Consider the following 13,036-nt stretch of genomic DNA (forward strand, 5'->3'; position numbering starts at 1 on the left):
CAGTATCCGGCGGTGGAGATCATCGTCGTCGACGACGGCTCCAGCGACGACATCGAGGCTGCAGTGCGCGCCCTGCCGGTGGACGTGCGCTTCTTTCGCCAACTCAACCAGGGGCCGTCAGCGGCGCGCAACCGCGGAATCCGCGACGCATCCGGCGAGTATTTGGCTTTCCTGGACGTCGATGACCTGTGGCCGGCGGACAATCTGTCGAGCCTGGTCGCCGCCCTGGCCGATGGGAAGGCGGACCTGGTCATGGGCCGCGCCCAGCTCGCCCAGGTGGACGTCGAGGCCGAAGGCGGCATGCGCTACATCGGCAATCCGGGCGAGTCGTTCCCGGACTACATCGGCGCGGCGCTCTATCGGCGCGACGCCTTCTCCCGCAACGGGTTGTTCGACGAGGAGATGCGCTTCGGCGAGGACACCGACTGGCACAATCGCGCGCGTGAGCTCGGCCTCTCCGTCGGCCGCCTCGAACAGATCAGCCTGATCGTCCGGCGGCACGAAGACAACATGACCCGCGGCAAGTCGATGATCGAACTTCACGTGCTGCGCGCCGCCAAGAAGATGCTCGACCGCCGCCGCGCCGCACAGGCGTTGGACACCTGAAGATGGCCAGGGTGGTCGTCATCACCGGCGCTGCTGGCGGAATCGGAACGCAACTGCGTGCACACCTGGAGGCTCGCGGTGGGTATGAGCTGAGGCTGCTGGACATCGACCCGCGTGGCGACCCGCACATCATCCAGGCCGACCTTAGCCTTATGGATGACCGCTGGATCGCTCAGTTCGAGGGCGCTGACGCCGTGGTCCACCTGGCCGCCAACCCGCAGCCGAACGCCACGTGGGATGCGCTGATCGCTCCCAGTGTTGACGCCGTCCTGAACGTCTACCTGGCCGCCGCCCATCACAAGGTTGGGCGCGTGGTCCTGGCCAGCAGCATCTGGGCGATGGCAGCGCGGCTGGCTGACGCCGGGCCGATCGAGGCAGCAGCGCAGCCCGATCCTGGGGCAAACGCCTACGGAGCCAGCAAGCTGTTCGCCGAACGCGTCGCTTACGCGATGTGGCGCGCCCACGGCGTCCCCACCGTCGCCTTACGGATCGGCGGAATGCGTGAGGCGGCCGACGCGATCGATGTCTGGGGTTATGGCTGCTGGCTCAGCGTGCGCGACGGCTGCCAGGGGCTTGAACTGGCGATCCGTGCGCCGATCGAAGGCGTGCTGGTCGCGAACCTGACGTCCGCGAACGCCGGATCGCGCTGGAGCCTGGAGACGACGCGCGAGGCGCTTGGGTTCGCCCCGCAGGACGGCGTGGCGGCGTCGCGGAACGCGACTCGACCGCCCGCATCGCACCTGATCGCGCGGCTGCTCAAGCCGCGACGCTCGGCCTGAGATCGCCGATGGGTCCGAAAGCCAGCCTGGGCCTCTCCGCGGCGGTGTTCGCCGCCGCCATCGGACTGCTGATCGCCATCGAGGCGTGGCTGTGGCCGATCAAGGGCCTGTGGGCCGACGAGCTGTGGTCACTGTGGGCGACGAACCCGCAAGGCGGTTTCCTCGGCAACCTGCGCTGGCGCATCCTCGCCGACCCCAATCCGCCACTGTACGCCATGGCGCTGCAGGTTTTCCGCCGCCTCTTCCATGAACCGCGTACTGCGCTTGTGGCGCTCAACGTCGCCAGCCTCGTGGCGGGGGTCGCCGTGGTGCTGGCGACATCGTGGCGGCGGGCGCCGCGGCTGGGCCTGCTGTCGTGCGCCGCCTTCCTGCTTAGCGGTCCCGTGGTCGCCTACACCCTGGAAGGTCGCCACTACGCGCTGCCTATGGCGGTAGTGTTCGCCGCCGCCTGGCTGTCGGCCTGGATGCTGCGCGCCGGCGTGACGCGCACGGGCGTTGGCGCGCTGGCGCTGGCGGGCCTGCTCGCGTCAGGGACGCATGTCTTCGCCGGCTTCATGACCGGCAGCCTGGGGGTCGGGTTCGCGTTGTACGCCCTCGCCGGCCGCCGCCGCGATCTCTGGGCGCCGGCCGTCGCGCTCTGTTTCTCATCTGGCCTGGTGCTGGCCGCCTTCGCCGTGATGGCCGCGAGCCACACCGGCGAGATGTCCTGGGTGATCTTCGACGTACCCTCGGTTGTCGAGGCGCTGAAGTTCGTCAGCGATCTGCAGTTCGGCCCCCTGTTGGGCGTGTTGCTGTTCGCGGGCTTCCTGGCGGTCTGTGTCGCCGCTCGTCGGGGTCTCGACCTGATCGCCGTGTTCGGTGCGGCGATCGTCCTGTTCGTCGTCGCGCCGATCGCCATCTCGTTCGTCGTACCAGTGATCGTCGGCCGCTACTGGATGGTGGGCGCGCCGGCGATCGGCGTGCTGGCGGCGTTCCTGATCCGCGACCTGTGGATACAGCCCACGCCTGACCGCTTGCGCAATGTCGCGACCCTGTTGGCGCTCGCCGCCTGGGCTATCGGAGCCGCCGCCGGCCCCTTCGCCGCACGCAAGGTGCTGTTGGACGAGATGGTCTGGGCGGGGCCCACCGTGGCGCGCCTGGCGCAGGCCTGCCCCGCCGGCTCCATCAATGTCCGTCCGCCGTTCGGCAGTCCGTTCATCGAGCTCTATCCGACCGCGGCGGGACTGCCGAGCGCCACCTTCCGCGCCATTGCGGCGGGCACGCCGCCTACTCTGCGCACGCCCGCGCCCTGCCCGGTGCTGGGGTGGGCCGAGCATGTGGACTGGATGCTGCTCAAGCCCCTGAGCGACGCCCAGCTCGCCGCGATGGTGGCGGTCGGAGGCGAGCCCGCACGCGACTTCCGCGTGGTGCGCCGCCCGTCCGGCTTCCTGGTGCTCGCGCCGGACGCGCGGCCCTAGTTCAGAACGACTTGGGCATGCCCAGGACGTGGGTCGCCACGTGGCTGAGGATCAGGTTCGTGGAGATTGGCGCCACCTGGTACAGCCGCGTCTCGCGGAACTTGCGCTCGATGTCGTACTCCTCGGCGAAGCCGAACCCCCCATGGGTCTGGATGCAGGTGTCGGCCGCCGCCCAGGACGCCTCCGAGGCCAGCATCTTGGCCATGTTGGCTTCGGTGCCGCAGGCTTCGCCGGCGTCGAACATGCCGGCGGCCTTGTCGACCATCAGCGCCGCGGCCGAGAGCTGGACGTAGTTGCGCGCGATCGGGAACTGCACGCCCTGGTTCTCGCCGATCTGACGGCCGAACACCTCGCGGGCGTTCGCATAGGCGCTGGACCTGTCGATGAAGAACCTTCCGTCGCCGATGCACTCCGCGGCGATCAGGATGCGCTCGGCGTTCATCCCGTCGAGAATGTAGCGGAAGCCCCGCCCCTCCTCGCCGATCAGGTTCGCCGCCGGCACCCTCAGGTCGTCGAAGTACAGTTCGGTGGTCGCGTGGTTCAGCATGGTGCGGATCGGGCGGATGGTCAGCCCGTTACCGACCGCCTCTCGGAGATCGACGATCAGCACGCTCATGCCGTCCGACGGCTTGGCCGCCTCGTCACGCGGCGTGGTTCGGCAGAGCAGGACCATCAGGTCGGAGTGCTCGGCGCGGCTGATCCAGATCTTCTGGCCGTTGACCACATAGTCGTCGCCGTCACGCCGGGCGAAGGTGGAGATGCGTGTGGTGTCCGTCCCGGCGCCGGGCTCGGTGACGCCGAACGCCTGCAGCCTGAGTGCGCCGGAGGCGATGGCCGGCAGGTAGGCCTGTTTCTGCGCCGGGCTGCCGTGCCGCAGGATCGTGCCCATGGTGTACATCTGGGCGTGGCAAGCCCCGCCGTTGCAGCCCGAGCGGTGGATTTCCTCCAGCACCGCGGTGGCCGCCGCCAGGCCAAGCCCCGAGCCGCCGAACTCCTCAGGGATCAGCACCGACAGGAAACCCGCTCGCGTCAGCGCCTGCACAAACGATGTCGGATAGGCCCGCTCGCGATCCAAGGCGCGCCAGTACTCGCCAGGGAAATCGGCGCAGAGCTTGCGCACCGCCTCGCGGATTTCGGGCCAGGTCTGCTCGGCGTCGTAGGCCATGTGCGCGCTCCCGTGGTCTCGGGATCACCGATACCTGCGCGCGCGGCGCCGTCCAAGCGGCGCAATCGAGTCTAGTTGGGGTCGGTCTCGGCGCGCTCGGCGTAGACCTGCGCCAGATCCGCCTGAGCGGTCTGTTTGGAAGCCGCCATGCCCGCGGCGACCAGTTCGCCTTCGAGGTCGTAGACACGCCACATCCAGGCCGTTCCTTCTTCGCGCAAGGAGTAGGCAAGAACGGCGGCGGCGTCAGGCATGTGGGCGCGTCCCAATTCGGGCAGAAGCCTCTACGCCTGCAAGCGCCGCGCCGGGAATGCCTGCGCCGATCCGGCCATTACCCCATCCTCTGAGCGCGCCGCCAAGATGAACGGCGGCCGACTTCGGGCCTCCGACAGCGTTCAGGGACAGGGGGTCTCTAATGGCTCCATCAGATCGGCGAACCCCGCCGAACCCAAGAGGTGCAGTATGAAACGCTTCATGATCTCCATCGCCGCCGCTTCGCTGCTCGCCACGGCCATCCCCGCCGTGGCCAGCGCCGCCCCGTGGCAGCCTATCAACCAGCGCCAGGCCAACCTCGAGCGCCGCATCGACCAGGGCGTGCGCAAAGGCGACCTCACCCGCCCCGAAGCCCAGCGTCTGCGCGGTCAGTTCAATCAGCTCGCCCAGCTTGAGCGTCAGTATCGTCGTTCAGGCGGCGGCCTGGACATGCGCGAGCGCCGTGACCTCGATACGCGGTTCGACCGCCTGAGCCAGCAGGTGTTCGCCGAACGCCACGACCGTCAGGACCACCGCGGCCACTACTAAAGGCCGGACGATCGGGGGCGGCCTTTGCGGGCCGCCCCGCGTGGTCGTCCCTGATCGCGATGAACGAGGCGGAGCCTCGGCCGTTTTCAGGTCGGAGCCCGTTTCATGAACGCTGATAAGCTCTTCGCCAAATTTGCTTCCGGCGCCGCGCGCGTCACCGGGTCGCCGGTGGCGTTCATCCCGTGCGTGGTCATGGTGGTGGTCTGGGCGGCCAGCGGCCCGATCTTCAAGTTCTCCGAGACGTGGCAACTGGTGATCAACAGCTCGACCACGATCATCACCTTCCTGATGGTGTTCCTGATTCAGAACACCCAAAACCGGGACGGCGCGGCCGTTCAGGCCAAGCTCGACGAGCTGATCCTGTCGTCGTTGGCGGAGAACGAGTTCATCGGCATCGAGAAGCCCACCGATAAGGAGCTGGCCAGTCTGAAGTCCCGCTGCGAGAAAGCCGCCAAGACCCACGGCGCCCTGGCTGACCAAGTGACCAAGGCGATGGGCGAGCGCAAGGGCTCGGGCGATCCGAAACCGGACCCGAAGCCCGGGACCTCCGCCGCAAAGCCCAAGCGCGCAGCGGCGGCGAACACTTCGCGTCGCCGGACGTCCCCCTCCGGCGCCTGGCGCCCCTGCGCCGATGTTTCGCGCCTGCCGCGCCTTGACGCGCAGGCGGGCCGGGCCGACCGTCCGCGCTTCACGCCGGGTGTTCGGCGTGGAGAGTCGAGGCCGGAATCCGGGCATGTCGCAGCCGTCGCTGTTCTACGCAGAGGTCAACGAAAAGCAGGCCCAGTTCCATCGCCGAGCCTTCCTGATCGGCGGTGTCGCCGGAATAGGGCTGGTGGCCTTGGGCGCACGCCTCGCGCAGTTGCAGGTGCTCGACACCCAGCGCTACCAAAAACTCTCGGCGTCGAACCAGTTCAACTTCCACCTGGCCCCGCCGCCCCGCGGAATCATCGTCGACCGCAACGGCGTCGTCCTGGCGTCGAACCGCCCCAACTTCCGCCTGCTTGTGGTGCCCGAGCCGACGCTGGACGCCAAGGGCACGCTGACCACCCTGCAGAATTTCGTCCCGCTCGACCCCGACCGCCAGAAGCGTCTGCTGAAAGAGATCGCGCGCACGCCGCGCGGCGTTCCCGTGGTGGTGGCCGAGGACATGAGCTGGGATCAATTCTCAGCGATCAACATCCGCGAACCGGAGATGCCCGGCGTCACCGCCGACATGGGCGAGGTGCGCGTCTATCCGTCCGGCGCGGCGTTCGCCCACGTCATCGGCTATGTGGCCAAGGTCACCCGCGAGGACCTGACGCCCGAAGGGCCCAACGCCGACCCGATCCTGCTGCATCCGGGCTTCCGAATCGGCCGCCAGGGGGTGGAGAAGGCCTTCGATCTGGACCTGCGCGGCAAGCCCGGCGCTCACAAGGTTGAGGTGGATTCCGGTGGCCGCGAGGTGCGCCAGGACCCCGAAGGCGACATCCCCGCTACGCCGGGCAAGGAGATCCGCCTGACGCTCGACGCCGATATCCAGAACCGGGCGCTCGAGGTGTTCGGCGAGGAGAGCGGTGCGGCGGTGATGATGGACTGTCGCACCGGCGACGTCCTGTGCCTGTTCTCCGCCCCAAGCTTCGACGCCAACCGCTTCGTCAAAGGCCTGCGCGGGGCGGACTACCGCGCGCTGGCGCAATACGAGCGCAAGCCGTTGTTCAATAAGGCGCTCACCGCCACCTACCCGCCGGGCTCGACGTTCAAGACGCTGGTCGCCCTGACGGCGCTGGAGCACGGGATCAGCCCGCAGACGACCCACCACTGCGGCGGCGCCTGGCCGTGGGGCGGCCGGGTGTGGCACTGCGACCGCAGCCACGGCACCGTTGACATGCACGACGCCATCAAGACGTCCTGCGACATCTATTTCTACCAGACTGCCCTCGCGGTCGGCCCGGACGCCATCGCCTCCACGGCGCGCAAGTTCGGCCTCGGCCAGATCTTCGACATCGGCATTCCGGGGCAGAAGCACGGCCTGGTGCCGGACACCGCCTACAAGCGCCGCAACTTCCCCAAGGACCCGGTCTGGCATCCGGGCGAGACGCCCAGCTTCGGCATCGGCCAGGGCTATCTGAACGTCAACGCCCTGCAGCTCTGCGTGATGGTCTTGCGGCTGGCCAACGGGGCAAAGGCGATCGAGCCGAGGTTGATCCGCTCGATCGGCGGCGTCGAGCGTCCGCCGGGCGGGCTCGCCACCGACCTGGGCGTCGCCAAGGAACACCTCGACCTTGTGCGCGCGGCCATGGCCTCGGTGGCCAACGACGCCGGCGGCACCGGCTTCCTGGCCAGTCAGTTGGGCCTCGGCGACGTGAAGATGGCCGGCAAGACCGGAACTGCCCAGTCCCACACCTACAAGGGCGGCTCACGCGCTACACTGCACCTGGACTGGGCTTGGCGCGACCACGCCTGGTTCGTGGCCTTCGCCCCCTACGACGATCCGCGCTACGCGATCAGCGTGCTGGTCGAGCACGGCGGCTGGGGCGCCTCGGCCGCGGCGCCCAGGGCGCGGGAATTGATGCGCATCGCGCTGCTGAAGGATCCCGAGGTGCGCGCGCGCATCGAGCATCCGCTGCCGATCCCGCCGCTGCCGGCGACTCCGGACGACGACGGCGCGCGCCCGGACGATCCGACGGTCATCGCCGGCCGGGCGCCTAGCCCACATGTCTGAGGCTCCGGGGGGCGAACAGCGCCCGCCCCCATTGGCGGCCTAGTTGGTCGCCGCCGCCTCGTTCAGATCGTGGGTGATGCTGCGGCTGGCGATGAAGAAGTGCACCGCCGCCCAGACGTAACCGATCATGCCGGCAGCGAGGGTCCAGCGCGTACCTTGAGCGGTGGCGGTATGGCAGGCCGTGGCGATGTTCTCCGCGGCCGCCTTGACGCCGGCGTTGCCGCACAGGGCCACATACTCGCCAAGGCCATAGCCGGCGAACAGGTGCTTGGTCACCGCGTCGATCATCACCCCGTAGAACAGTGGTCCGAAGCCCAGGCCGATGAGGTTGATGAAGAAGAAGATCACCGCCGCCGCCGATGCCCGCATGCGCGCCGGCATCAGGTTCTGCGTCAAGCCGTAGAACGGCACGGTGGTGAGGCTGACCAGCGTGCCGGAGACCAACATGATCGCCACCTGCATCCGCCAGTCGGTCTGCATGTAGCCCAGCAGGTAGATCGGCGCCGCGCAAGCCAGCGCCAGCGCCGGCAGCCCGGCGTACCAGCGCTTGCTCCAGCGGGCGAGAAAGTCGGTGATGAACCCGCCCAGGAAGGTGCCCATCAGCGCGGCGACGCCGCTCAGCATGCCCAGCACCAGGCCCACGGTCGTGTAGTCGATGGCGAAACGGCGCACATAGTAGGCGCCGAGGAACGCGCCGCCGCCGGATCCGGCGAAGGTGGCGACCACCGTGCCGATGCAGAAGTGACGGAAGGTCTTGGTCGAGAACTGCTTCTTGACCACTTCCTTCAGCGGCGGGGTTGGCGCGGCTGCCGCGCCGGCCAGGCGACTTGCGTCCCAGTTGCCGCGCGGCGGCTCCTTGACCGTGAAGCGCAGTAGCGGGGCCAACAGGAAGCCGGGCAGGCTTGCGACCACGAAGGCGGTGCGCCAACCATAGTTCTGCGCCAGCCATCCGCCCGCCACCGAACCGATCAGCGCCCCGATCGGGACGCCGATCGAAAACAACGCGATCGCCGAGGTGCGCCTGGACGCCGGGTAATAGTCCGAGATCAGCGAGTGGGCAGGCGCTGCGAGACCGGACTCGCCGATTCCGACGCCGAAGCGGAAGATCATGAGCTGCGTGAAGTTGGCCGCAGTTCCGCACAGCGCAGTCATCGCCGACCACATCAGCGCGCAAGCCGTGATCACATTGACGCGGCCGATCCGCTCCGAGGCGCGCGCCAGGGGATAGCCAAAGAGTGCATAGAAAGTGGCGAAGGCCAGACCCGTCAGCAAGCCCAGTTGGGTGTCGCTGATGTTGAGTTCGACCTTGATCGGCTGGGCGAGGATGCCAAGAATCGAGCGATCAGCGTAATTGTTCGCGTAGATCGCCGCGAGAAGAAACAGCGTCCAGCCCGTCCTATTCTTGCTGAACACGGTGGGCGCCACGACAGAACCCGCCGGCATATCCGATGAGCTCTCGATTTGACCGCCGCTCTTGTCGGCGCCGCCTGTTGTGCCGCTCATAGACCTCCCCCTTATTTTTGTTATGACGTTCTCTAGCCGAGCCGCTTGCCCCGGTCCATGCCCGCTGCAAGGGGCCGGCCGCAAGGTGTCGCCAGCGGTTTCGCGCCCCAACCACGGCAAGATGATGGAACGAAGAGTTTCGCGCCGGCCGCGCTTGAATTAAGACGCTGGATGGCCGCGCCCCACCGGCCGTCCGAAACGGCGCGCCGTTTCGGACGCCAGACCGCGCCACTGCATTAATGACCTCATTCGGCTTACGGGGCGGTGAGGATTTCAAGAGGTTCCGGCGGGCAGGCGTCGGAAGGTCGGACTGAATGGCAACTGGCACTGTAAAATTCTTCAATGGTGAAAAAGGCTTCGGCTTCATCGCTCCCGAGGGCGGCGGAACCGACATCTTCGTGCATATCTCTGCGGTGCAGCGCGCCGGCCTCGACGGTCTGAGCGAAGGCGACCAAGTGAGCTTCGAGGTCGAGCAGGATCGAAGGTCCGGCAAATCAGCGGCGAGCGAATTGCGCCTGCTGGCCGGCGGCGGCGGCGGCGGCCGATCAAGCCCCCGCTCCGAAGGTCGATCCGATCGCTTCGGCGGTGGCGGCGGTGGTTACGGCGATCGCGGCGGCGGTGGCGGATATGGCGACCGTGGCGGCGGCGGGTACGGTGATCGCGGCGGCGGCGGGGGTTACGGTGGCGGCGAACCTCGGCGCGACTCCGCGCCCAGCGGCGGCCCGGGCTCCGGCGTGGTCAAATGGTTCAACCAGACCAAAGGCTTCGGCTTCATCCGTCCTAACGACGGCGGCGCCGACATCTTCGTGCACATCTCAGCCGTCGAGCAGGCGGGCCTGCACGGGCTCGATGAAGGTCAACCCGTCGACTACGAACTCGAGACCGACCGTCGTAGCGGCAAGACCTCCGCGGTTCGGCTGCGCGTCGGACACTAAGGCTCAACGGGCTGCGCGTGCGGCGGCAGGCTGGCCGCGCGCGCAGCACGACGGCGACCAACAGCCGGTAACGCGGCAAGGATTCCTGATGCCGGACGCAGCTACCGGAGCCACTGGCCCTGCGCAGGATCTGCGCTTGGCCTGCGCCCCCAATTTCCGTGACCTCGCCGCGCAGGTGCACGACCTGCCCATGCGACGCGGCATGGTCTATCGCTCGGACATGGTCTTCGCGCCCAGCGAGAACGAGGCCGAATGCCTGCATGCGCTGGGCGTCCGCGTAGTGTTCGACCTGCGCAGCGCCGCGGAATCCGCCGCCTCGCCGAACGCCTTCTGGCGCGATCACGGCGTAGAGGTGCTGGACTTCGACATCGGCTCGGACGTGCGCGCCAAGGGCTCTGTCTGGGACGTGCTCAAGGACGACGCCAGCGCGGCCGCCATCCACGCCCTGCTGAGCCGCATCTACCAGTCGATCCCCGCGGCCAGCGCGCCGGCGCTGCGCAGCCTGTTCGAACGCATCGCCGCAGGCGACGCGCCGGTGATGATCCACTGCTCGGCCGGCAAGGACCGCACCGGATTTGTCAGCGCCATGCTGTTGTCGGCGCTGGGCGCCTCACGCGAGACCATCGAAGCCGACTACCTGGCCAGCGGCGGACGCACGACGCCGGAGCGGCTCGCCTACGCGCACGCGATGGTGAGCGAAGTCGCCGGCGGTCCGCTCGAAGACGACGCCTCGGCCCTGTTGACCGGGGTGCACTTGGACTTCCTGGACAACGCTTTCGGATGGATCGAGCGGAAGTTCGGGACCACTCAGGCCTTCCTCGAGCAGGTCGCGGGCCTGGACGAGGAGCGTCGCCGCCAGGTCCGCAGCCGTCTGATCGAGGCCTGACCTAGCCGGCCAACGCCTGAGCGGGCGCGTGGACGAAGCGCCCGGCGAGCGCGCCATCGCGCAGGAAAACGCGCACTTCGGCGCTCCGGCCTTCCAGAGCGGCGCTTTCGGCCAACGCACGGGCTTGCGCCTCGGCGCGGCCGCCCTGCTTGAAGAATAGCTCGCGCGCCAAGGATTCGGAACGGACAGCCCAGCCATCAGAGGCGGGCGTCACGGAAAACAGCAGAGCCATGGAATGCTCCTATAAGAACTGGGACTTTCAGATGGCCCGAGGTTGGGCCGAGGGCGGCGCTCAATGACACCGCGCTTGCGGCGTCAGCGGCGCATTCGGTGGAGCGGCCAGCGACATCGACGCATCGGGATTCCTTAAATCCTAAGGGATTGCGAGAGGCCACCCTGCCCGCGGCCTGCCTCGCGCGCCAACCAGTACTCCTGATGACGTCGATAGTTTCCGGCGACCGGCGAGACGCCTGTGCCGCGTGGTCGAGGCCGACCAGTCGGCCCGTTGCGTCAGCCGGACCTTGGACCTTGGGATCAACTCCCTCGACACCGGGTGCGGCGGCGGCGGACGCGTTGGGCACAGCCCTCGCCATCGGCTACTAGCCGCGAAATAGGCTGTGCGCTTAGGAACGATCGCTGGCGAACGCGGTTGATGGAGGGCACGAGGTCCTCCTTCAACCGCCATGTCCAAGCACCTGCCCAGCTACCTGCAGCGCGCGCTGCTCTACCTTTGCGCTGGCCTCGGTTGGGGGTTCGCCATCTATCTGGCGGTCAAGCCGGACATGAGCCCGCGCTGACCACTGTCAGGAATGGGTCTTGCCCTCGCCGGTCTCGCGGCGCGCGCGCTCTAGTTCTTCTGCATCCGGCCCATCGAGCGCTTCTTCAGCTTCGCGGGCCTTCTCGCCAACCGGCCCCGTCTTGGCGAACTCGTGCTGTTCGCGCTGGAATTCGCGGCTGGCGTCGTAGTTGCCCTCGCCTTGCACCTGATCCTTGTCGCCCATGGTCGTGCCTCCTGCTGTTCGCAGAAGACAACTCGACCCCGCCCGCCTTGTTCCGCCCGGCTGGTTCCATCAGGCGGCGATCTCGACCTTGGCGCTCATCGCCACGGCCCCGTCTTCGCCGGCCGCCCAAAGGTCGGCGCCGGTCTCGGTCCGCTTCAGATTCAGCGAAAACGGACGCCCGTCGAACGTCGGTCGCTGGGCCCGAAAGCTGAAGCCGACGACCTGCGCGTCCGGCCGGTCGCGAAGATGCAGGTCCATCAGCAGCGTGGCGATCAGGGGCCCGTGCACCACCAAGCCCGGATAGCCCTCTTCGCGTGTCGCGTAGTCCCGGTCGTAGTGGATGCGGTGGGCGTTGAATGTCAGGGCTGAATAGCGAAACAGTTGCACCGCATCGCAGGTCACGGAGCGCGAAGCGTCCGGAGCCGGCTCGGCCGCGACGCGTGCGGGCGATGCGGTGGGTGCGGCTGACGCAGTGGGTTCGCGATAGACCAAGTCCTGCTCCTCCACCACGCACGCGGTTTCGCCGGCGAACACCTCGTGTCGCACGGTGACGAACACCAGCTCGCCGGACGCGCCGCTCTTGGCCGCCACCTGGGCGATGGTCGATCGCCGGCGCAGCGGGCCTTGCGCCGGCAGCGGCGCCGGGAACGTCAGCCGTCCGCCGGCCCACATGCGCCGCGGCAGCAGAATAGGCGGCAGGAACCCGCCACGCTTGGGATGTCCGTCGACGTCCATCTGGGCCTGGCGCGCGCTGGGCAGGAAATACAACCAGTGGCCCAGCGGCGGCGTCTCGCCGGCGCGCCACGGCGGGGTCTGATGGTCCAGGACGGCGGCCAGCCGATCGGCGGCGCTGAGGGAGGCGACGTCCAGCGCCTCTTCCTGGCGTCCCACCCAGCCATCGAATTCGCCCACGGTCGTCATTCTCCGACGTTGTGCTGCGAGAACAGCAGTATGCAGCCCTAACCTCCGCCGATCTTGGGGATTAGATAGACCTCGCTGTCAGGCTTCAGAGGCGCGCTGTAGGCGTTTCGGTAGATCTCGCCATCGATGGCGATGGCCATCTTCCGCTCGATGAAATCTCCGAGGCCGGGGAACCGGTCCTCCAGCTCGAGGATCATCCGCCGCACCGTGTCGGCCGCGACGTCGAACTCGGCCGTCCCGCCGGTGAAATCCAGGCAGTCTGAGCAGGCGACCACGTGGGCCAT

14 protein-coding genes and 2 pseudogenes are annotated in these 13,036 nt (G+C 68.1%); 9 read left to right on the forward strand and 7 right to left on the reverse strand.

The genetic code is table 11. The features are described from left to right. From Q8R27_RS13180 to Q8R27_RS13190, 3 genes are all read left to right on the forward strand, one after another. Positions 1-606 (forward strand): glycosyltransferase family A protein (locus Q8R27_RS13180; RefSeq protein WP_305699445.1); only part of this gene is annotated, 606 nt, incomplete at its 5' end. A gap of 2 nt (positions 607-608) precedes the next feature. After that, positions 609-1,385 carry an NAD(P)-dependent oxidoreductase gene (locus tag Q8R27_RS13185; protein WP_305699446.1) on the forward strand — a complete coding sequence of 259 codons (777 nt, stop codon included), beginning with the start codon at positions 609-611 and terminating at the stop codon, positions 1,383-1,385. Positions 1,386-1,393: 8 nt separating this feature from the next. After that, positions 1,394-2,842: a hypothetical protein gene (locus Q8R27_RS13190; RefSeq protein ID WP_305699447.1), complete on the forward strand. Its 1,449-nt coding sequence runs from the start codon at positions 1,394-1,396 to the stop codon at positions 2,840-2,842. A 1-nt stretch (position 2,843) separates the two neighbouring features. Here the strand turns inward: Q8R27_RS13190 and Q8R27_RS13195 are convergent, their stop codons facing one another. Further along, the gene (locus Q8R27_RS13195; RefSeq protein ID WP_305699448.1) at positions 2,844-4,007 is read right to left on the reverse strand and encodes an acyl-CoA dehydrogenase family protein; all 1,164 of its coding nucleotides are present in this window, start codon (positions 4,005-4,007) and stop codon (positions 2,844-2,846) included. A 71-nt stretch (positions 4,008-4,078) separates the two neighbouring features. Further along, complete coding sequence (locus tag Q8R27_RS13200) at positions 4,079-4,258, reverse strand: hypothetical protein (protein WP_305699449.1); 180 nt, start codon at positions 4,256-4,258, stop codon at positions 4,079-4,081. Between the two features lie 208 nt (positions 4,259-4,466). Between Q8R27_RS13200 and Q8R27_RS13205 the strand changes: the two genes are divergently transcribed. The 3 genes and pseudogenes from Q8R27_RS13205 to mrdA all read left to right on the forward strand — a co-directional run bounded on the left by Q8R27_RS13205 (position 4,467) and on the right by mrdA (position 7,506). After that, positions 4,467-4,805 carry a hypothetical protein gene (locus tag Q8R27_RS13205; RefSeq protein ID WP_305699450.1) on the forward strand — a complete coding sequence of 113 codons (339 nt, stop codon included), beginning with the start codon at positions 4,467-4,469 and terminating at the stop codon, positions 4,803-4,805. A gap of 105 nt (positions 4,806-4,910) precedes the next feature. Beyond that, positions 4,911-5,213: pseudogene (locus Q8R27_RS13210) on the forward strand (low affinity iron permease family protein); the annotation flags it as partial. A 325-nt stretch (positions 5,214-5,538) separates the two neighbouring features. After that, positions 5,539-7,506 (forward strand): penicillin-binding protein 2, encoded by a 1,968-nt coding sequence (gene mrdA, locus Q8R27_RS13215; RefSeq protein ID WP_305699451.1) that lies wholly within the window; start codon positions 5,539-5,541, stop codon positions 7,504-7,506. Positions 7,507-7,545: 39 nt separating this feature from the next. Here the strand turns inward: mrdA and Q8R27_RS13220 are convergent, their stop codons facing one another. Further along, positions 7,546-9,009 carry an MFS transporter gene (locus Q8R27_RS13220; protein ID WP_305699452.1) on the reverse strand — a complete coding sequence of 488 codons (1,464 nt, stop codon included), beginning with the start codon at positions 9,007-9,009 and terminating at the stop codon, positions 7,546-7,548. A 314-nt stretch (positions 9,010-9,323) separates the two neighbouring features. Here Q8R27_RS13220 and Q8R27_RS13225 point away from each other — a divergent pair. The 3 genes and pseudogenes from Q8R27_RS13225 to Q8R27_RS13235 all read left to right on the forward strand — a co-directional run. Beyond that, a pseudogene (locus tag Q8R27_RS13225) lies at positions 9,324-9,524 on the forward strand (cold-shock protein); the annotation flags it as partial. 219 nt (positions 9,525-9,743) lie between these two features. Continuing rightward, positions 9,744-9,944: a cold-shock protein gene (locus Q8R27_RS13230; RefSeq protein WP_305699480.1), complete on the forward strand. Its 201-nt coding sequence runs from the start codon at positions 9,744-9,746 to the stop codon at positions 9,942-9,944. 88 nt (positions 9,945-10,032) lie between these two features. Continuing rightward, the gene (locus Q8R27_RS13235) at positions 10,033-10,830 is read left to right on the forward strand and encodes a tyrosine-protein phosphatase (RefSeq protein WP_305699453.1); all 798 of its coding nucleotides are present in this window, start codon (positions 10,033-10,035) and stop codon (positions 10,828-10,830) included. 1 nt (position 10,831) lies between these two features. On the opposite strand, the gene Q8R27_RS13240 is transcribed toward Q8R27_RS13235, so the two are convergent. From Q8R27_RS13240 to Q8R27_RS13255, 4 genes are all read right to left on the reverse strand, one after another. Then, on the reverse strand, positions 10,832-11,062 hold the full coding sequence (locus Q8R27_RS13240; protein WP_305699454.1) for a hypothetical protein: 231 nt from the start codon (positions 11,060-11,062) through the stop codon (positions 10,832-10,834). 571 nt (positions 11,063-11,633) lie between these two features. Further along, complete coding sequence (locus Q8R27_RS13245) at positions 11,634-11,831, reverse strand: hypothetical protein (protein ID WP_305699455.1); 198 nt, start codon at positions 11,829-11,831, stop codon at positions 11,634-11,636. A gap of 69 nt (positions 11,832-11,900) precedes the next feature. Then, positions 11,901-12,743 (reverse strand): hypothetical protein, encoded by an 843-nt coding sequence (locus tag Q8R27_RS13250; protein WP_305699456.1) that lies wholly within the window; start codon positions 12,741-12,743, stop codon positions 11,901-11,903. 47 nt (positions 12,744-12,790) lie between these two features. After that, complete coding sequence (locus tag Q8R27_RS13255) at positions 12,791-13,036, reverse strand: MoaD/ThiS family protein (protein WP_305699457.1); 246 nt, start codon at positions 13,034-13,036, stop codon at positions 12,791-12,793.

It is taken from the genome of Phenylobacterium sp. (assembly GCF_030697305.1).
In the GTDB taxonomy this organism is placed as follows: domain Bacteria; phylum Pseudomonadota; class Alphaproteobacteria; order Caulobacterales; family Caulobacteraceae; genus Phenylobacterium.

Excerpts from the sequence above, each read along its gene's own strand:
- Q8R27_RS13185 (WP_305699446.1), top strand. The coding sequence starts at position 609 with ATGGCCAGGGTGGTCGTCATCACCGGCGCTGCTGGCGGAATCGGAACG.
- Q8R27_RS13190 (WP_305699447.1), top strand. The coding sequence starts at position 1,394 with ATGGGTCCGAAAGCCAGCCTGGGCCTCTCCGCGGCGGTGTTCGCCGCC.
- Q8R27_RS13195 (WP_305699448.1), bottom strand. The coding sequence starts at position 4,007 with ATGGCCTACGACGCCGAGCAGACCTGGCCCGAAATCCGCGAGGCGGTG.
- Q8R27_RS13200 (WP_305699449.1), bottom strand. The coding sequence starts at position 4,258 with ATGCCTGACGCCGCCGCCGTTCTTGCCTACTCCTTGCGCGAAGAAGGA.
- Q8R27_RS13205 (WP_305699450.1), top strand. The coding sequence starts at position 4,467 with ATGAAACGCTTCATGATCTCCATCGCCGCCGCTTCGCTGCTCGCCACG.
- mrdA (WP_305699451.1), top strand. The coding sequence starts at position 5,539 with ATGTCGCAGCCGTCGCTGTTCTACGCAGAGGTCAACGAAAAGCAGGCC.
- Q8R27_RS13220 (WP_305699452.1), bottom strand. The coding sequence starts at position 9,009 with ATGAGCGGCACAACAGGCGGCGCCGACAAGAGCGGCGGTCAAATCGAG.
- Q8R27_RS13235 (WP_305699453.1), top strand. The coding sequence starts at position 10,033 with ATGCCGGACGCAGCTACCGGAGCCACTGGCCCTGCGCAGGATCTGCGC.
- Q8R27_RS13240 (WP_305699454.1), bottom strand. The coding sequence starts at position 11,062 with ATGGCTCTGCTGTTTTCCGTGACGCCCGCCTCTGATGGCTGGGCTGTC.
- Q8R27_RS13245 (WP_305699455.1), bottom strand. The coding sequence starts at position 11,831 with ATGGGCGACAAGGATCAGGTGCAAGGCGAGGGCAACTACGACGCCAGC.
- Q8R27_RS13255 (WP_305699457.1), bottom strand. The coding sequence starts at position 13,036 with ATGGCCCACGTGGTCGCCTGCTCAGACTGCCTGGATTTCACCGGCGGG.